Below are 16,957 nucleotides of genomic sequence, written 5' to 3'. Positions count from 1 at the left end.
GGGCCCCTCCTCCAAACCCGATCGGGTCAGGAACGGCAGGCCGTGATGAGTGTCTCCATCTCGGCGGTCAGGGCGTACGCGAAACGGTCGAGATCCGGTACGGCCGCGGCGTCGGCGACCAGCCCGTAGTGGACCCGGCCGCGGTACGTGGAGACGGCGACCGCCAGGGACTGGCCGCGGGCGAGCGGGGCATAGGGGAAGACCTCGGCGACCTGGTTCCCGCCGAGCTTCAGGCCGAGGCTGGGCAGGGGGACGCTGGTGACGAGGATGTCGAACCAGAGCCGGGCGGCCTGGCCGACCAGCGGTCCGCCGAGGCGGTGGCCCAGCGCCGGGACGTGGTCGGCGAGCAGGGCGACGGCGCCCGCGCCCCGGCCGGGTCCGGCGTCCTTGTTGCGGTCCATGGCGGTGCGGACCTGGGCGAGCCGGCCGAGCGGGTCGGGGTCGTCGACCGGAAGCCGTATCAGGTACCCGGAGAGCCGGTTGCCCTGCGGGTGGGCGGCGCGCGGGCGGCGCTTGGAGACGGGGATCAGGGCGCGCGGCCGTACCCCCTCGCTGCCGTCGCCGCGCTCGTCCAGCCAGCGGCGCAGGGCGCCGGCGACCACGGCGATCAGGACGTCGTTGACGGTGCCGCCGACGACCTTGCGGACCCGCTGCACGTCGTCGAGGTCGAGGACCACTCCGGCCGTGCGGCGGGTGCCGGTGGACTCGGCGGTGAGCGCGGCCGACGAGCGCACCCCCAGGCTCGACACGGCGACGGAGGCGCCGATGTCGAGGGCGCGGCCCACGTCGGAGACGGCGCCGCGCAGCAGACCGGGCAGTCGGCGCACATCGGGGAGGAGTCCGCGGGCGGGCTCGGCGGGACGGGGGCGGGGCGCGGGCATGTCCATGGGGTCCAGGACGGCCGCGGCCAGGGTCAGGGCCCGCAGCCCGTCGGCGAGGGCGTGGTGGAACTTGAAGAGCACGGCGAAGGAGACGCCGTCCTCGCCGGGGAGCACATGCGCCTCCCACGGCGGGCGGCCGCGCTCCAGCGGGCGTTCCATGAGCCGGCCGGCCTCGGCCTGGAAGTCCGCGGTGGGCGGGTGCAGACAGACGTGGTGGAGGGGGTCGAAGTCCGGGTCGGCTTCCCGCACCGCGCGCCCGAAGGCGAGCGGCTGCCACATGTCCCGGATCCGCATGCGCAGACCGGGGACGGCGGCCGCGCGGGCGGCGAGCAGGTCCGCGGCGTGGGCACCCGCGGTGGGCGAGAGCGCCGAGAACACCCCGAGGGCACCCAGGTGCATCGGATGCTCGGGTGAGTCGATGCTCCAGAACGCCAGGTCGAGGGGTGCCAGCAGATCATCAGCAGTCAAGGGCTTGCCTCGCGTCGACGACGGGTGAGACGTCAGTCAACCCCGTGCCGGCGATTACGGTCAAGTATGATCAGGCTACGCACAGTTAACAGCGCATTAAGTTCACGGCACCTGCTGGCCCTTGCCCAGGGCGATCACGCCGCCCTTGGACACGGAGTACAGCTCGGCATCGCGTTCAGGGTTCACACCAATGGTCGCACCCGGCGGGACCTCGACGTTCTTGTCCAGGACGGCCCCGCGCACCACCGCGCCCCGCCCGACGCGCACGTTGTCGTGCAGGATCGCCCCCTGCACGACCGCGCCCGGGTCGACCACGACCCCCGGCGACAGCACGGACCGGGTGACCTGCCCCCGGATCAGACAGCCCGCACTGATGATCGACTCACTGGCCATGCCGCCGGCGTTGAAGCGGGCCGGCGAGAGCTGGTTGGAGTGGGTGTAGATCGGCCAGCTGCGGTTGAACAGGTTGAACGCGGGGCGCTCGGCGATCAGGTCCATATGGGCGTCGTAGTAGGCGTCGAGGGTGCCGACGTCCCGCCAGTAGCCCCGGTCGCGGCTGGTCTCGCCGGGCACGTGGTTGGCGCTGAAGTCGTACAGCCGGGCCTCGCCGCGGCCGGTGAGCTGGGGCAGGATCGAGCCGCCCATGTCGTGCACGGAGTGTGCGTCCTCGGCGTCCCGCTGGAGGGCCTCGATGAGGGCCTTGGTGGTGAAGATGTAGTTGCCCATCGAGGCGAAGACGGTCTCCGGGTCGTCCGCGAGGCCGGGCGGGTCGGCGGGCTTCTCCAGGAAGCGCTCGACGCTCTGCCCGTCGGAGCCCGGGGTGATCACCCCGAAGGAGGAGGACTCCGCGCGCGGGACGCGTATCCCGGCGACCGTCACCCCGGCACCGCTGTCGATGTGCTGGGTGAGCATCTGGCGCGGGTCCATGCGGTACACGTGGTCGGCGCCGAACACCGCGACGTACTCGGGCCGTTCGTCGTAGATCAGATTCAGCGACTGGAGGATGGCGTCGGCGCTGCCCAGGTACCAGCGCGGGCCGAGCCGCTGCTGCGCCGGGACGGGGGTGATGTAGTTGCCCAGCAAGCTGGACATCCGCCAGGTGGTGGTGATGTGCCGGTCCAGCGAGTGCGACTTGTACTGCGTCAGCACACAGATGCGCAGGATGTCGGCGTTGACGAGGTTGGACAGCACGAAGTCGACGAGACGGTACGTGCCGCCGAAGGTCACCGCGGGCTTGGCGCGGTCCGCGGTCAGGGGCATCAGGCGTTTGCCCTCACCGCCCGCCAGCACGATTCCGAGCACCGAAGGTCCACCACGACGCATGGCCGCTCCCCTCACCCTGGTTGAACCATGCTTGCCCCCGCCCCGGGGAACTAAGCCTGTTTGAGGATCTCCTCGTAGAGCCCCACCGTGCGCCGGGCGACAGCGTCCCAGCCGAACTCCCCCACCGCGCGCGCCCGTCCGGCCTCACCCATCCGGCGTCCGGCCGCCGCGTCCCCGAGGATCGCGTCCAGCGCCCGCGCGAGGCCCGTCTCGAACCCCTCGTCCACGGGGACGAGCGTGCCGGTGACGCCGTCCTCGACGACCTCCGGGATCCCGCCGACCCGGGAGGCCACGACGGGCGTGCCGCAGGCCATCGCCTCCAGGTTGACGATGCCGAGCGGTTCGTACACCGACGGGCAGACGAACACGGCCGCGTGCGTGAGGAGTTGAATCACCTCGGGGCGCGGCAGCATGCGCGGGATCCAGTGCACGCCGTCGCGGGCCCGGCTCAGCTCGGCGAAGAGGTCGCGGAACTCCTGGTCGATCTCGGGGGTGTCGGGGGCGCCGGCGCAGAGCACGACCTGGGCGGCCGGGTCGATGTCCCGTGCGGCGCGCAGCAGATGGGGGACGCCCTTCTGCCGGGTGATGCGGCCGACGAACAGCACGAAGGGGCGGTCCGGGTCGAGGCCGATCCGGGTGAGGGCGTCGGTGCCGTGGTCGGGCCGGTAGAGCGCGGTGTCGATGCCGTTGTGCACGACGTGCACCCGGTCCGGCGCGAGCGTCGGGTAGCAGGCGAGGATGTCCGCGCGCATGGCGCCGGAGACGGCGATCACCGCGTCGGCGGCCTCCACGGCGGTCCGCTCGGCCCAGCTCGACAGGGCGTATCCGCCGCCGAGTTGCTCGGCCTTCCAGGGGCGCAGCGGCTCCAGCGAGTGCGCGGTGACGACGTGCGGGACGCCGTACAGCTCCTTGGCGAGATGGCCGGCGAGGTTGGCGTACCAGGTGTGGGAGTGGACGAGGTCGCGGCCTTCGAGGGCGGCGGCCATGGCGAGGTCCACGGAGAAGGTGCGCAGCGCGTCGTTGGCGCCGTCCAGCGCGGACCACGGGCGGTGGCGCCGCACGCCCTCGGCCCTTTCCTTGAGGGACCCCTCGCCCCAGCAGTGCACGTCGAGGTCGACGAGGCGCCGCAACTCACGGGCGAGGAACTCCACATGGACGCCCGCGCCGCCGTACACGTCCGGGGGGTACTCCCGGGTCAGCAGTCCCACACGCACCCGGAACCCCCCATTCTCAGCGGCTGGTTCTCCTCATGGTCACCCAGACCGGCCGTGGGCGGAAGAGCGCGGGGGTCGTGCGAAGCAACAGTCGCCGCAGACGCCTCCGCCGGGCACCCGGTAGTACAGGCAGCAGCTGCGGCGCCGGAAGGAGAAGGGGGAGGCGGTGGAGGAGGAGGGGGAGGCGGTGGAGGAGGAGGGGGAAGGGGAGGGGGAAGGGGAGGAGGGGCCGGCGCTGGTGCTCGTGCCGGTGATCGTGCCGGTGCCGGTGTTCGCGAGGAGGGGGTGGGTGAACAGTTCGGCGGTGAGGGCACGCGCGTGTGCGGCGGTCTCCGGGCGGCCCTGCGCGCGGGCCCACTCCTGAAGCTGCCGGGCCGCGCCGGCCAGCGCCGATCCCGCGTTGCCCCACAGCAGGCCGGGGGCGAGCCGGTGGCGGGCGCGCAGGGCCGCCGAGAGGGGCTCCAGATGGCCGTGCAGGACGGTCGCGGCCAGCGTCGCCGCATCGCCGGGCAGCGGCCGGATCTCGTCCGGCCACAGGTCGTCGGGGGCGCTGCCGTCCGGGTCCCAGCGCAGCAGCCGGGGGTCGAGGTCGGGGATCCGGCCGTACAGGACGGCGCAGCCCAGCGTCACCGACCAGAGCCGGGCGGCGAGCCCCTGCTGGGCGATCGAGGCGGCGACCCGCTCCTCGGGGGTGCGCAGGGCCCCGGCCACTTTCCGGATGCGGAAAGTCAGGGAATCCCGGTAAACATCCGATGTCCGGTTTTCGTAGATCTGCGCGAGGGTCGGCAGCGGGTGCGGCGGATCTCCGGCCGGGCGTAGGACGAAGAAGCCGCCGAGCGGGCGGAGCGCCGAGAGTTCGGGGTCGAGGTCCACGACGGCCAGTAGTACCAAGGAGGGCAGGGTTCGTGATCAGGGGGATCCCTCAGAGGTCACCCCCCTAGGGGAGGACCGGGGGCCGGTCGTACTCCATCGGCAGTAGGACTCAATGCGTGCTCAGGTACGACGACGGGAACAGATCGACAGGGCATCGTGTTGGTTATGGAAGCCGACCGTTCGCCGCGCCGGGCCCTGCGTCCTGGCCTCACGCAGAGGAGCAGCTCATGAGCGCCCTCGCGTTGTCCGTGGTCCTGTCGCTGGTGTCCGCCGTCGCCTACGCCGCCGGCGCGATCGTCCAGGAGCAGGTCGCGGTCTCTTCCCCCGAGGGACAGTACGCGCCGCTGCGCCGTGCGAGCTGGTGGGCGGCGGTCGCGCTGAACGGCCTCGGCGGTCTGCTGCACGTGGTGGCGCTCGCCTACGGCCCCCTGAGTCTGGTCCAGCCGCTGGGCGCGCTGACCATCGTGTTCGCGCTGCCCATGGCCGCGCTGTTCGTCGGCCGCAGGGCCGGGGCGACGGCCTGGCGGGGCGCGATCATGGCAACGGTGGGTCTGGCCGGTCTGCTGTCGCTGGTCGGCGCCGCCGACGCGCAGTCCCTGAGCACCCCGCAGCGGGTGACGGTCGCCGTGGTCACCGCCGGCGCGGTGGTGGCACTGATGATCGCCGGGCGGGCCGCGCACCGGCACCCGGCGGTGCGCAGCGTGCTGCTGGCGACCGCGTCCGGCATAGCCTTCGGCATGTCCTCGGTGTTCACCAAGACCGTCGCGGTCGACTGGACCGGCGGCGTCTCGGCGGCCGACGTTCCCTCGCTCGCCGTGATCGGTGTGCTGGCCACGGCCGGCATCCTGCTGTCGCAGGCCGCCTACCGGGGCGCGGGCCTCGCGGCCCCGCTGGCCACGCTGACCGTGGTCAACCCGGTGGTCGCGGCCGCCGTGGGCATCACGATGTTCGGCGAGACGTTCCGCTACGGCACCACGGGCACCGTGCTCGCCCTGAGCTGCGGTGTCGTGGCGGCGGGCGGCCTGATCCTGCTGACTACCGAGCGCCTCCAAGGGACGCGCACGGAGCCCACGGAGTCGGGAACGGTGACGGCCGCCGACGCCTCGGAACCGGCGAACGGCACCCTCGAGACCGCCGATCCGGCCGTCCCGGCCCGCCTCGTCGACATGGTCGACCTCGTCGACCTGGTCGACCATGTCGACGCCCCGAGCGGCTCCGAACCGTCCGAACCGGTCCTTGTTCCGGGCGGCCTCCTGGGGGAGATCCCGGAGCAGCCGACCGCCGCGCGGGCGACGGACGCACGGGACGCGGACGCACGGAACGCGGACGTACGGAACGCGGAGCCGGCCGAGGCGGCGGAGACGGTGGCGGTGCGGGAGGACGTTCAGGCGGTGGTGCGGGAGGACGTCCCGGTCTTCTTCCACGGCTCGATCTACGGCGGTGCGTACGTCCCGATGCCGGTCGTCGTCGACCGGCATCGGGTGCGGGTCAAATCCTGACGCCGCCGCCCCGCAGGTACGCCAGCGGGTCGACATCCGTACCGAACCCGGGCCCCGTCCGCACCTCGAAGTGCAGATGCGGGCCCGTGCTGTTGCCGGTGGATCCGGACCGGCCGATGCGCTGGCCGCCGCTCACCGACTGGCCGTCCCGTACGGAGATCGCGGACAGGTGGGCGTACTGCGTGTAGCGGCCGTCGGAGTGCCGGATGACGACCTGGTACCCGAAGGAGCCCTCCCAGCCGGCGCTGACCACCGTGCCCGCGCCGACCGACTTCACGGAGGTGCCGGTGGGCACCGGGAAGTCGACGCCGGTGTGGTAGCCCTTCGACCAGGAGGAGCCGGTCGCGTGGTACGGCGTGCCGGTGGCGGCGCTGACCGGCGCGACCAGGGAGTGGCCGGTCTTCGTCCTCTCCTTGGTCTCCTTCTTCTCCTTGCTCTCCTTGCTCTCCTTCTTCGGAGAGCCGGAGGACGCCTTGCCGGGACGGGAGCCCGCGTCGCCCTTGGTGGCGGAGGTGCCGCCCGGGGCGTCCACGCGCAGCCGCTGGCCCGGGAGGATCAGGTCGGGATCGCCACCGATGGTCGTCCGGTTGGCGGCGTACAGGCCCCGCCAGCCGCCCCGGACGTCCTGCTCGTCGGCGATGCCGGAGAGGGTGTCGCCGCGGACGACGGTGTACATCTCCGCCGTGCCCGCGCGGGACTGGGGCGTGGACTGGGGCTGCACGTCCTCCAGGGAGGTCTTGGCGGACTTCCTGGCGCCCGTCGCCGCGCTCTTGGCGCCCGTGGCCGACTTCCCGGCGGACGCGGACGAGCCGTCAGGGTGGATGGCGGGCGCGTCGCCGCCCCGGGTGAGTCCGGCCCGTACCGAGCAGACCGGCCAGGCGCCGGGCCCCTGCCCCTCCAGGACCTTCTCGGCCACGGCGATCTGCTGGTCCCGGGTGGCCAGATCCGCGCGCTGCGCGTACTGCTTGCCGCCGTACGCCTCCCAGGTCGACTGGGAGAACTGGAGCCCGCCGTAGTAACCGTTGCCCGTGTTGATGTGCCAGTTGCTCGTGGACTCGCACGCGGCGACCTTGTTCCAGGTGTCCACGTCGGCCGCGTGGGCGACGCCGGTGCCGATCAGCGGTATCGCCATACCGGCGCCGCCCGCGGTGACGGTGAGCGAGGCCCGGTTGATCCTGTTCGGCTGATACCGGCGGTGCCGGCCGCGTACGGCCATGGAGATCCCCCTCGACATGCGTCAGGAGGGGCAAAAGTAAGGGCTGCTAACCGGCCAGGACAAGACGGCAACCAGCCGCTTGGGAGCCAACACGGCCGTGGGCGGACGGGGTTGTGCGCGGGGTGGGGCGAAGGGGACTTCTCCTGCGGTGGCGGGCCTGCGCGGGCACCATGGAGTACGGGATCCTTTTCCAGCCTTGAGGAGCCAGCCGTATGACCACGTCAGCCCAGATCGGCGTCACGGGACTCGCGGTGATGGGCCGCAATCTCGCCCGCAACTTCGCACGCAACGGCTACACGGTCGCGCTGCACAACCGGACGGCGGCGCGCACCCACGCCCTGGTCGAGGAGTTCGGCCACGAGGGCGCGTTCGTGCCCGCCGAGACGGCGAAGGAATTCGTGGCGGCGCTGGAGCGGCCCCGCCGACTGGTGATCATGGTGAAGGCGGGTGAGCCGACCGACGCGGTGATCCAGGAGTTCGCCCCGCTGCTCGAACCGGGCGACATGATCATCGACGGGGGCAACGCGCACTTCGCCGACACCCGGCGCCGGGAGCGCGACCTGCGCGAGCGGAACATCCACTTCGTCGGCACGGGCATCTCCGGCGGCGAGGAGGGCGCGCTGCACGGCCCGAGCATCATGCCGGGCGGCTCGTCCGAGTCGTACGGCTCGCTCGGGCCGATGCTCGAGCGGATCTCCGCGAAGGCGGAGGACGGCGCGCCGTGCGTGACGCATGTCGGCCCGGACGGCGCCGGTCACTTCGTGAAGATGGTGCACAACGGCATCGAGTACGCCGACATGCAGCTGATCGGTGAGGCGTACCAGTTGCTGCGGGACGTCGCCGGGTACGGGCCCGCGGAGATCGCGGACATCTTCCGCACCTGGAACACCGGGCGGCTGGACTCGTACCTGATCGAGATCACGGCCGAGGTGCTGTCGCACGTGGACGCGGCGACGGGCCGGCCGTTCGTGGACGTGGTGGTGGACGAGGCGGAGCAGAAGGGCACCGGCCGCTGGACCGTCCAGATCGCCCTCGACCTGGGCGTCCCGGTGTCGGGCATCGCGGAGGCGGTCTTCGCCCGGTCGCTGTCGGGCCACGCCGCGCTGCGGGAGGCCTCGCGCGAGCTGGCGGGGCCGACGCCGTCCCCGCTGGGCGGGGCGGAGCAGGGGGCCTTCGCGGACCGGGTGGAGCAGGCGCTGTACGCCTCGAAGATCGTGTCCTACACGCAGGGCTTCCACGAGATCGCGGCGGGCAGCGAGGAGTACGGCTGGGACATCGACCTCGGGGCCGTCTCGGCGATCTGGCGCGGCGGCTGCATCATCCGGGCCGCGTTCCTGGACCGGATCCGTGCGGCGTACGACGCCCGGCCGGACCTGCCGAGCCTGCTGTCCGACGAGACGTTCGCCTCGGAGATCGCGGCGGCGCAGGACGACTGGCGGGAGGTGCTGGTGTCCGCGACGCGTCAGGGTGTGCCGACGCCTGGCTTCGCGGCGGCGCTGGCGTACTACGACGCGCTGCGTGCGCAGCGGTTGCCCGCGGCGCTGACACAGGGACAGCGGGACTTCTTCGGGGCGCACACGTATCGGCGGGTGGACCGGGAGGGGGCGTTCCACACGCTGTGGGGTGGGGATCGGGCGGAGGTGGGGGCGTAGCGCCGGCCGCGGGGGGAGCGGGGTTGAGTACGGGTGCCGGGACGGGTCCGCGTGCGGGTGCGTGGGGCGCGCGGGCGTGAGTGCGGGTGCAGGTCCGAGTGCGAGTGCGGGTGCGTGGGGGTTGAGCGCGCAGTTCCCCGCGCCCCTGAGGGGGCTGCGGTGGGCGGTGGCTTCCAGGGGCCGCCCACCGGGCTTCACGTCAGGGGCGCATGCGGGTTGAGCGCGCAGGTCCCCGCGCCCCTGACAGGGCTGTCAGCGGGGGGCCGGGTTCCGGATTGGGGGTCGGTTCCGGGCCCGGGGGGATCGGGGACGGGGAGGGTTCCGGGGGCGGGCCGGGGACCGGAGGAGGCGGCGGGGACGGGTCCGGGCCCGGGGGCGGTGCGGGGGGCGGTACCGGGGTGGGGTACGGCTCCGGGGGGACAGGAGGTGGCGCGGGGTCGGGGTGCGGGGTGGTCATCGTGTCCTCCGGCCAGGGGTGGGTCTTGGCTCTGGACTACTCCCCCGCGTACCCGGCGGCGGACCGGCCACTCACTCGGGTCCCCCCGGGCGGCTCACCCCCGTGACGCCGCCCGTGCACCCGCAGCGAGGCCCGGGCGGGGGCTGGAGAGGACGGGGACCGGGGTCGTCGTCAGCTTTTGGGCGGGGGCCATGGAGGCCTGGGCGAGGACGATCACGTCGGCGTCGGCGTCGGCGACCGTGTCGGCGGCGGCCGCGACCAGACGGACGTACCCCTCGGTGTCACCGGCCGCGAAGCGGTCCCAGGCGCCGTCGACCAGCACGGTGCGGACCGTGACGGGGCGGCCCGCCCGGGCGGCCTCCTCCTCGATCAGCTCGGTGGTGGGCGCGAAGGTGCTCTCCACCGTCGCCAGGACGACGATCCGCTCCCCCGCGGCCACCGCGGCGGCGGCCATCGGGCGGTCGACGCGCAGGACGGGGACACCCGCCGACGACCCGGCCGCCTCCACCACCGCTCCGATGGTCGAGCAGGTGCAGAGCACCGCCCGGACGCCGCCGGCGGCCGCCCGGGCGAGGGCGGCGCGTACGTCGTCGGCGACCGCGTCGGGGCCCAGTTCACGTGTGCGGGACAACAGGTCCTCGTCGACGTGGTGCCGGAGTTCCAGGTCCGGGTGGGCCTCGTCGCGCAGGGCGTCGAAGACCGGGATGTGGACGGGTGAGGTGTGCAGCAGGGCGAGCATCGTCGGTCAGAACCGGCCCGGGTGCGCGCGCAGCCAGTCCTTGGCGGCGCTCAGCAGCTCGGGGTCGGCGACCGGGGCCTCCTCGGGGTGACGGGCGGCCCACTTCACGACGTACGGACAGAGCGGGGCGACCGGGACGCCCTCGCGCGCGGCGATGCCGTACAGCTCGCGCGCCAGGGACCCGGCGATGCCCTTTCCCTCGTGGGCCGGCTCGACGATGGTGTGCACCGGGACCAGGGCCGGGCGGGGCGACTCCAGAACGAAGTACGCGATGTGGCCCACGACCTCGCCGCCGTCCCCTACGGCTTCGAGGCGGCCCGCCGCCCGGTCGTCGCGGATCTCGATGTCGCTCATGGGCACTCCCGGTGCGATGCGTACGGTGTCCCGGTCAGGCGGTCACTGCCTGCGGGCTGCGCTCCTGGTCGGAGCCCGGCACCGGCTCCGAGGGGTCGGCACCCAGGGCCACGATCCGGTTGTCGCGGTCCACGTGCACGATCCGCGGCGCCAGCGTCCGCGCCTCGGCGTCGGTGACCTGAGCGTAACTGATGATGATCACCAGGTCTCCGGGATGCACGAGATGCGCGGCAGCCCCGTTGATCCCGACGACCCCCGACCCGCGCTCGCCCTCGATGACGTAGGTCTCCAACCGCGCGCCATTGGTGATGTCGACGATGTGCACCAGCTCCCCGGGGAGGAGATCGGCGGCGTCGAGGAGGTCCGCGTCGATGGTCACGGATCCCACATAGTGCAGGTCGGCCTGGGTGACGGTGGCGCGGTGGATCTTGGACTTGAACAGAGTACGCAGCACTTTGGACTCCTGGAAGACGGCTCCCTGCCTGCTTTCTGCAGGTCAAAGGCGTTCTTCACTCTACAACGGCACGCTAGGACTCGATGATTGTGAGAAACATCGCTCTACTCTGACGAGAAGGCTCCCTGCCTGCGGTTTCCGCGCGAACCGGGCTGGTGTGACGCCGCCGGTCAGACGCTGTTCGGACAACCGTCTCGGACTGCGCGGGAACTGATGCTGATGGGATGCCGACTTACCTGACGACTCATCAGGTGCGTGAAAGGCCCAGGACGAGTCGTTGCCCGGGAGTACCTAAGACCGAGTCCCATGTGGTGAGGTGTCGTTGTTCTGGTCATGGGGCGGGGCACGCGGAGTTGGATTCTTCCGGACGGACTGTGGGGGATCGCGAAGCCGCTGGTCCCTGCGCCGAGGGTGCGGCCGCAGGGCGGCGGAACGCAGGACACCCCTGATGAGACGCCATTCGCGGCCATCATCTCCGTCCTGGTCAGCGGCTGCGTCCGGCGTCAACCGCCGCCATGCTTCGGTATATCGAAGTCGACTGCCGACCTGCGGAAATGGTTACGCGGCAAGCGCATCGGAGTCCGGATCGCGCGCAAAGACATCGAGTCCAGCGAGCGATTGGGCTGCCGCCGCTGGGTGATCGAACGCACGATGTCGTGGCTGTCGGGCTACCGCAGACTCGGCCCCCTGCCACGAACGCAATCCCCGCAACTACCTGGCCTTTCTCGGACTCGCGCCGCCATCTGCTGCTACAAGCGCCTCGTCCGCCTCCCCTTGCGAAAATTAGCAATTCACCATCCGACTGCCGCCCTGAAAACCCTCCGCGGGCAGGTCAAGCCTTCTTGACCACAGTCGACTTCAGCTGCATGGCCCCGAAGCCGTCGACCCTGCAGTCGATGTCGTGGCCGTCGACCCCGTCGACGAGACGGATGCCACGCACCTGGGTGCCGGCCTTGATACCGGAGGGCTCCCCTTGACCTTGAGCGCCTTGACCACGACCACGGAGTCACCGTCCTGCAGAACGTTGCCGACAGCATCCCTGACAACGCGCTCGGCGGGAGCACCAGAATCCTGGGCACCCTCTGCGGGCACCCATTCATGGCCGCACTCCGGGCAGACCACGAGGGCGTTCATCTCGTAGGTGTACTCACAGGAGCACTTCGGACAGGGAGGAAGGTTCTAGATCACCCCGCCAGGAATTCCGGCCCCCTGCCTGCCCCGACCTGGCGAGAAACACCCCCGCAGCACCCGCCCGGATCCGCAGAGGCCCGTTCGCGGCTGGTCCGGCCCTGCCGTGTCCTCAACCAGGCCGAATGGGGGATACCCGGCACGACACCACCCCGACAGACCGTGTACACGTGCCGTGCCGTTCCGCGCACGATGGCCTCTCGCCGTCTCATCCCGTGACGGAGAGAGGCCATTCGGTTTCCCGCGGTGCCGAGGTGTGGAGGAAGTCACCTGACGTCCCGCCACGGCTCGACTCGCAGGAGATCGGGCCATCGAGTTGCCGACGGCAGAGCGCGTTCTCGCGCCGCACCACCTGTGACCTCACACTTGTCCTCTATGAGGCGGTCGGGATGAGTGAGTTGTGAAGCTCGACCACCTTTGTTTCGAACGGCGGCGCTCCGAGTTCCTTCGCGGCAGGGATGACTTTCTCTTCCAGGAACCGCCGGAACGCGTCTTCTGACTCCCAGGCGTCGATGACCTGCCAGCCCCCCGCCTTGCGGGGTGCCGCGAAGTGGGCGATGAGCCCGGCGGGCGGATTCGCAGGGTCCGGTATCGCCCGGTCGAAGGTCGCCTGGTAGAGGTCCTGTGTCCAGTCCGCACCCTCGTTGTGTACCAACACTGCCATGTCGTGTTCCTCCGATTCACGTTCGAGGACAGGCCGTGTCTGACGCTACGTATGTGTGCCGGTGACAGCGAGTGGAGACGGACGTCTCTGCGCCGTCCGGGGGAACGCTCCACATGCCAACCTCGTGGCGGAACGCTCCCCGGACCGCCGAGCTTCCGTGCGGATTGTTCGTGATGGGCGTGCGCCACGGTTACCCCACGATTCCCCACTCCTGACAGCCTGTGCCCTCGAGACCTCTGGTTGACCGTGCCCCGGGGCCGGGCCCTCGGTGCTGCCGTTGCCGATGACCGAGCCCCCGTATTCGACGGCCTCGCCGCCGCTGCCCGTCTTGAACCGGAGCAGCCCCAGCAGGTGGTTCCCCTCCTCCAGGGTGTCCGTGATACCGCGGACGTCATAGTCTCGACGTAGATGTCGTAGAAGGCGGGCAGGTCCTCGTAGCCGCCCTGGACGACCTTGACGCCAGCCTTCTCCGCCTTCTTGATGTTGCGGCGCCACTGCTGGTTCAGGCCGCGCTGGACATCCTCCAACGACCGCCTGGAAAAGGGGACTTGGAACACGTGGCGCGCCTGCCCCGCGGCGAAGCCGTCCTCGCCGCCGGGCTCGTCTGCTGCCGGGCCCGTCCGGCGCAGCGGGTCGGCGACAGTCGCCGGGTCTGCGGGTCGGCGATCGCGGATTTGACCGCCTCGGCACCCCAGCGACGGGCGACCACGGGCGGCCCCATCTTCACCGAGAACGCACCCTGCGACTTCAGATACGCGAGCATCGGCTCCAGCCACCGCTCCAGGTCCGGCGCGGCCCAGTCGATGACCGGCCCCTCAGGCAGGTAGGCGAGATCCATGAGTTGCCGAACTCGGCAACTGAGGTCGAGATCCTCAACCGGCTCAACTCCGCAGCCCAGCTTTCCGCAGTCGGGATCAGCCGGAGCCAGGAGCGATGCGCGGATACGAGGGCATCATGCCGAGCGCGCTGGTGCACCACTGAGGGCAAGCCTTCCTGAAGTAAGCGCCTGGCCCGGCCGGGGTGGGCACCGCATGGCACCCACCCCGGTTCGCGGTCGATGGGTCAGGCGGCGACGGGATGCGGGTCGGCGACCCGAGTCGTCAAACGCCCTGTGCGGTGCAGGCCGTACAGGGCTGCCGCGCAGGCGAAACCGAGTGCGCACAGGGAGATCCACGGCAGCGCGGGCATCCCCGCCTCACGGGCCGCGTCGAGTGCCGCGCCTGTGAGGAGGTTGCCCAGGGTGATGCCGATCCCGCAGATGGTGTTGTAGAACCCGTAGTGCGTGGCGACAAGGCGGTCACCGGAGAGACGGACGATGGTGTCCATCTCGAAGGGGTACGCGATCATCGTGCCGACCGCCAGCAGGAGCGCCGCGAGCGTGGGCGGTACCGCCGCCAGCAGCCACAGGCCGGCACCGGACTCGGGGACGGGCAGAGCGGTGGCCGGCAGCAGGGGCACGAAGGCCAGGCCCATGGCAGCCAGTCCTCGGGCCAGTGCCTGGCCCGGCTCGTAGTGGGCCTTGCACCAGGCGGTCACCCTGGTCTGGCCGACGATCGTGCTCAGCCCGGAGACGGCGAAGAGCATCGCCACCGCCGCCGTGCCGAACTGCCCATCCCCGCCGACCCGTCGCACTTCCAGCGGCAGTGCGAGATAGACCTGGAAGGAGAGGACGTATGAGCCGATCATGGCTCCGGAGAAGAGCAGGAACGGACGGTTGGCGATGATGCCGCGCCACTGGGTGAGGACGCCCTCACGGTCTTGTCCTTCCTCGCCCTTGGGGTCCTCAGCGCGCCGCGTGGGCAGCGCACGGATCTGCACGACGCTGAGCAGTGCGAAGATCCCGGCGGCGACCAGGCAGGTGATGCGGAAGTCCACCCCGGTCAGCACCATCCCGACAAGCGGGCCGAGCAGGATTCCGGCCTGGTAGAAGACGTTGAACAGTGCGAACGCCTCGACCCTGCGCTCCCCCGCGTCGGCGGCGAGATACGCCCGGACCGCCGGGTTGAACAACGCCCCGGCGAGCCCGGTGGCCGCGGAGGCGGCGATCAGCGCGGCCAGCGAGTCGACCAGGCCGAGCGTCGCGAAGCCGACCGTGCGCAGCACGCATCCGGCAACGATCAGCGGCTTGTAGCCGAACCGGTCGGCGAGTGTCCCGCCGACGAGGAACATGCCCTGCTGGCTGAAATTGCGGACGCCGAGGACAAGTCCGACGACCCAGCCGGCCAGTCCCAGCGTCCCGGAGAGGTGAGCGGCCAGGTAGGGCATCAGCATGTAGAAGCCCAGGTTGATGGTGAACTGATTGACCATCAACAGCTGGACGCTGCGTTCGTAGGTGCGTACCTGTGCGAGGGTGCCCTTCACCGGCTCTCCTCCACGGACTCCAAGGTGAGCGGATCGACCACGGTGGCGCACCGCGTCCAGTGAGCCACTTCCTTCTCGTCCACGCGCCCGATCACCTCGGGCTCGGGAGCGGGAGGGCCGTCGAGGAGGCCGTGTGCGGCGCAGTAGTCGTCGTCGAACACCGTCCCGAGGTAGCGCTGCGGGCCGTCGGGGAAGATCGCCGCGATCCGGGTGTCGGCGGGCAGGGTGCGGGCCAGCCAGCCGGCGACCAGGGCGACCGCCCCGACGCTCCACCCGCCGGTGGCGTAGTGCGAGCCCGCCAACTGGCGGCAGGTCCACACCGCCTCGGCCGGGGCCACCCAGTGGATCTCGGAGAAGGCGTCGTAGGCGACGTTGCGGGGATAGATGCTGGATCCCAGGCCCCGCATCAGCCGCGGCCGGGCCGGCTGGCCGAAGATCGTGGAGCCGATGGTGTCGACGCCGACCACCTCCAGCTCGGGATAGAGCTGCTTCAGCACCCGGGAGACGCCGGCGGAGTGCCCGCCCGTGCCCACGCTGCACACCAGGACGTCGATGTGGCCCAGCTCGGTGGCCAGTTCCAGGGCGAGCGGGGTGTAGGCGGTGGTGTTGTCCGGGTTGTTGTACTGGTCCGGGCACCAGGACTCGGGGTGCTGTGCCATCAGCTGCTGGACACGCTCACGGCGGGCCTGCTGCCAGCCGCCGGTGGGGTGCGGCTCGGAGACGACGTTGACCTGGGCGCCGTACGCGGTGAGCAGCCTGGTCATGGAGATCTCCAGGCCCGGGTCGGTGACCAAGGTGACCGGGTGGCCGTAGACCATGCCGGCCAGTGCGAGGCCGAGTCCGAGGGTGCCGCTGGTGGACTCGATGATCCGGGCGCCGGAGCGCAGGTCGCCGCGGGCCCGGGCCCGCTCCACCATGTGCAGACCGGGCCGGTCCTTGATGCCGCCCGGGTTGAAGCCCTCCAGCTTCGCCCAGAAGCCGCGGTCCGGGGGTGTCAGCGGCTGGGACACACGGAGTAGAGGCGTATTGCCCACCAGCGCCGAAAGGGCGGACCGGTCCGGCATGGCGGCGGTGTTGGTCATTGACTGCATGTCTTTCGCTCTCGCTCGATGAATGCGCGGTGCGTGCTCATCTCGCGCCACGGCCGCACGGCGGACGGTCCTTGTCCGTCCGAGGGTGTGGAGCCGTGGCGCGGCAGCCGTGCGATGTCGGCTGCGGGCGGGAGGTCTAGATGCGCCACCGCGAGGTGCGGACGAGCGCGGATCTGCCCGTATGCCGTGTACGGAAGCGATACGGCCGACGGTGAGCGGGCCGAGCGACCAGCACCCCGAAGACGCCGGCGGGCAGAGTCGCCCCGGTGTCGGGAGGGGGATGCTGAGCGGCCTGGGCCGTCGTCCGGACGGCCCCGTCCAGGGCGCAGTGCTCGTTCCCGTGGTGTGGGTGCGGCCCGTGGGGCACGACATCGCTCGTCACCGCCGGCCAGGCCGACGCCGTGGCTACGGCGGGTGCCGTGCGGTCCGGCTCCGCCGACTGCCCATGTGCAACGGCGCACAGGCCGATCACCACGAGCAGAACGCCGGACAACAGAGCAACGATCGGCCGCGGCAGGCGCGA

13 protein-coding genes and 3 pseudogenes are annotated in these 16,957 nt (G+C 71.4%); 3 read left to right on the top strand and 13 right to left on the bottom strand.

Annotation, left to right across the window (positions count from 1 at the left end; translation table 11 throughout):
- Nucleotides 1-26: 26 nt before the first annotated feature.
- The 4 genes from ACZ6D7_RS36505 to ACZ6D7_RS36490 form a co-directional block, all read right to left on the bottom strand.
- Nucleotides 27-1,349, bottom strand: coding sequence for a wax ester/triacylglycerol synthase family O-acyltransferase (locus ACZ6D7_RS36505; protein WP_469500379.1), 1,323 nt, complete (start codon nt 1,347-1,349; stop codon nt 27-29).
- A gap of 102 nt (nt 1,350-1,451) precedes the next feature.
- On the bottom strand, nt 1,452-2,672 hold the full coding sequence (gene glgC, locus ACZ6D7_RS36500; RefSeq protein WP_469500378.1) for a glucose-1-phosphate adenylyltransferase: 1,221 nt from the start codon (nt 2,670-2,672) through the stop codon (nt 1,452-1,454).
- A 50-nt stretch (nt 2,673-2,722) separates the two neighbouring features.
- Nucleotides 2,723-3,886 (bottom strand): glycogen synthase, encoded by a 1,164-nt coding sequence (glgA, locus tag ACZ6D7_RS36495; RefSeq protein ID WP_469500377.1) that lies wholly within the window; start codon nt 3,884-3,886, stop codon nt 2,723-2,725.
- 39 nt (nt 3,887-3,925) lie between these two features.
- The gene (locus ACZ6D7_RS36490; protein ID WP_469500375.1) at nt 3,926-4,777 is read right to left on the bottom strand and encodes a (2Fe-2S)-binding protein; all 852 of its coding nucleotides are present in this window, start codon (nt 4,775-4,777) and stop codon (nt 3,926-3,928) included.
- A gap of 209 nt (nt 4,778-4,986) precedes the next feature.
- Here ACZ6D7_RS36490 and ACZ6D7_RS36485 point away from each other — a divergent pair, with 209 nt between their 5' ends.
- A complete protein-coding gene (locus ACZ6D7_RS36485; protein WP_469500374.1) occupies nt 4,987-6,258 on the top strand; it encodes a DMT family transporter in 1,272 nt (423 codons plus the stop codon).
- Here ACZ6D7_RS36485 and ACZ6D7_RS36480 read toward each other — a convergent pair.
- Entirely contained in the window at nt 6,248-7,474 is a 1,227-nt protein-coding gene (locus ACZ6D7_RS36480) for a transglycosylase family protein (RefSeq protein ID WP_469500372.1), read from the bottom strand. The genes ACZ6D7_RS36485 and ACZ6D7_RS36480 overlap by 11 nt on opposite strands.
- Nucleotides 7,475-7,686: 212 nt before the next feature.
- On the opposite strand from ACZ6D7_RS36480, the gene gndA reads away from it, so the two are divergent.
- Nucleotides 7,687-9,126, top strand: coding sequence for an NADP-dependent phosphogluconate dehydrogenase (gene gndA / locus ACZ6D7_RS36475; RefSeq protein ID WP_469500371.1), 1,440 nt, complete (start codon nt 7,687-7,689; stop codon nt 9,124-9,126).
- Between the two features lie 551 nt (nt 9,127-9,677).
- On the opposite strand, the gene ACZ6D7_RS36470 is transcribed toward gndA, so the two are convergent.
- From ACZ6D7_RS36470 to panD, 3 genes are read right to left on the bottom strand one after another with little or no spacing between them, the layout of a single operon-like run.
- Nucleotides 9,678-10,322: an aspartate/glutamate racemase family protein gene (locus ACZ6D7_RS36470; protein WP_469500369.1), complete on the bottom strand. Its 645-nt coding sequence runs from the start codon at nt 10,320-10,322 to the stop codon at nt 9,678-9,680.
- 6 nt (nt 10,323-10,328) lie between these two features.
- A complete protein-coding gene (locus tag ACZ6D7_RS36465) occupies nt 10,329-10,676 on the bottom strand; it encodes a GNAT family N-acetyltransferase (protein WP_469500367.1) in 348 nt (115 codons plus the stop codon).
- Between the two features lie 34 nt (nt 10,677-10,710).
- Nucleotides 10,711-11,130: an aspartate 1-decarboxylase gene (gene panD / locus ACZ6D7_RS36460; RefSeq protein WP_469500364.1), complete on the bottom strand. Its 420-nt coding sequence runs from the start codon at nt 11,128-11,130 to the stop codon at nt 10,711-10,713.
- A gap of 561 nt (nt 11,131-11,691) precedes the next feature.
- Between panD and ACZ6D7_RS36455 the strand changes: the two are divergent.
- Nucleotides 11,692-11,811, top strand: a pseudogene (locus tag ACZ6D7_RS36455) (IS5/IS1182 family transposase); the annotation flags it as partial.
- A gap of 151 nt (nt 11,812-11,962) precedes the next feature.
- Here the strand turns inward: ACZ6D7_RS36455 and ACZ6D7_RS36450 are convergent.
- From ACZ6D7_RS36450 to ACZ6D7_RS36430, 5 genes and pseudogenes are all read right to left on the bottom strand, one after another.
- Nucleotides 11,963-12,309: pseudogene (locus ACZ6D7_RS36450) on the bottom strand (zinc ribbon domain-containing protein YjdM); the annotation flags it as partial.
- Between the two features lie 382 nt (nt 12,310-12,691).
- Entirely contained in the window at nt 12,692-12,982 is a 291-nt protein-coding gene (locus tag ACZ6D7_RS36445) for a hypothetical protein (RefSeq protein ID WP_469500362.1), read from the bottom strand.
- A gap of 291 nt (nt 12,983-13,273) precedes the next feature.
- Nucleotides 13,274-13,814, bottom strand: a pseudogene (locus ACZ6D7_RS36440) (peptidoglycan bridge formation glycyltransferase FemA/FemB family protein); the annotation flags it as partial.
- A gap of 230 nt (nt 13,815-14,044) precedes the next feature.
- Nucleotides 14,045-15,343, bottom strand: a complete 1,299-nt coding sequence (locus ACZ6D7_RS36435; protein ID WP_469500361.1) for an MDR family MFS transporter — start codon at nt 15,341-15,343, stop codon at nt 14,045-14,047.
- On the bottom strand, nt 15,340-16,434 hold the full coding sequence (locus ACZ6D7_RS36430; RefSeq protein ID WP_469500359.1) for a PLP-dependent cysteine synthase family protein: 1,095 nt from the start codon (nt 16,432-16,434) through the stop codon (nt 15,340-15,342). The genes ACZ6D7_RS36435 and ACZ6D7_RS36430 overlap by 4 nt, the downstream gene beginning before the upstream one ends.
- Between the last annotated feature and the right edge of the window lie 523 nt (nt 16,435-16,957).

Source organism: Streptomyces sp. NPDC041784, from assembly GCF_055591025.1.
This window is presented reverse-complemented; position numbering and strand designations above follow the sequence as displayed.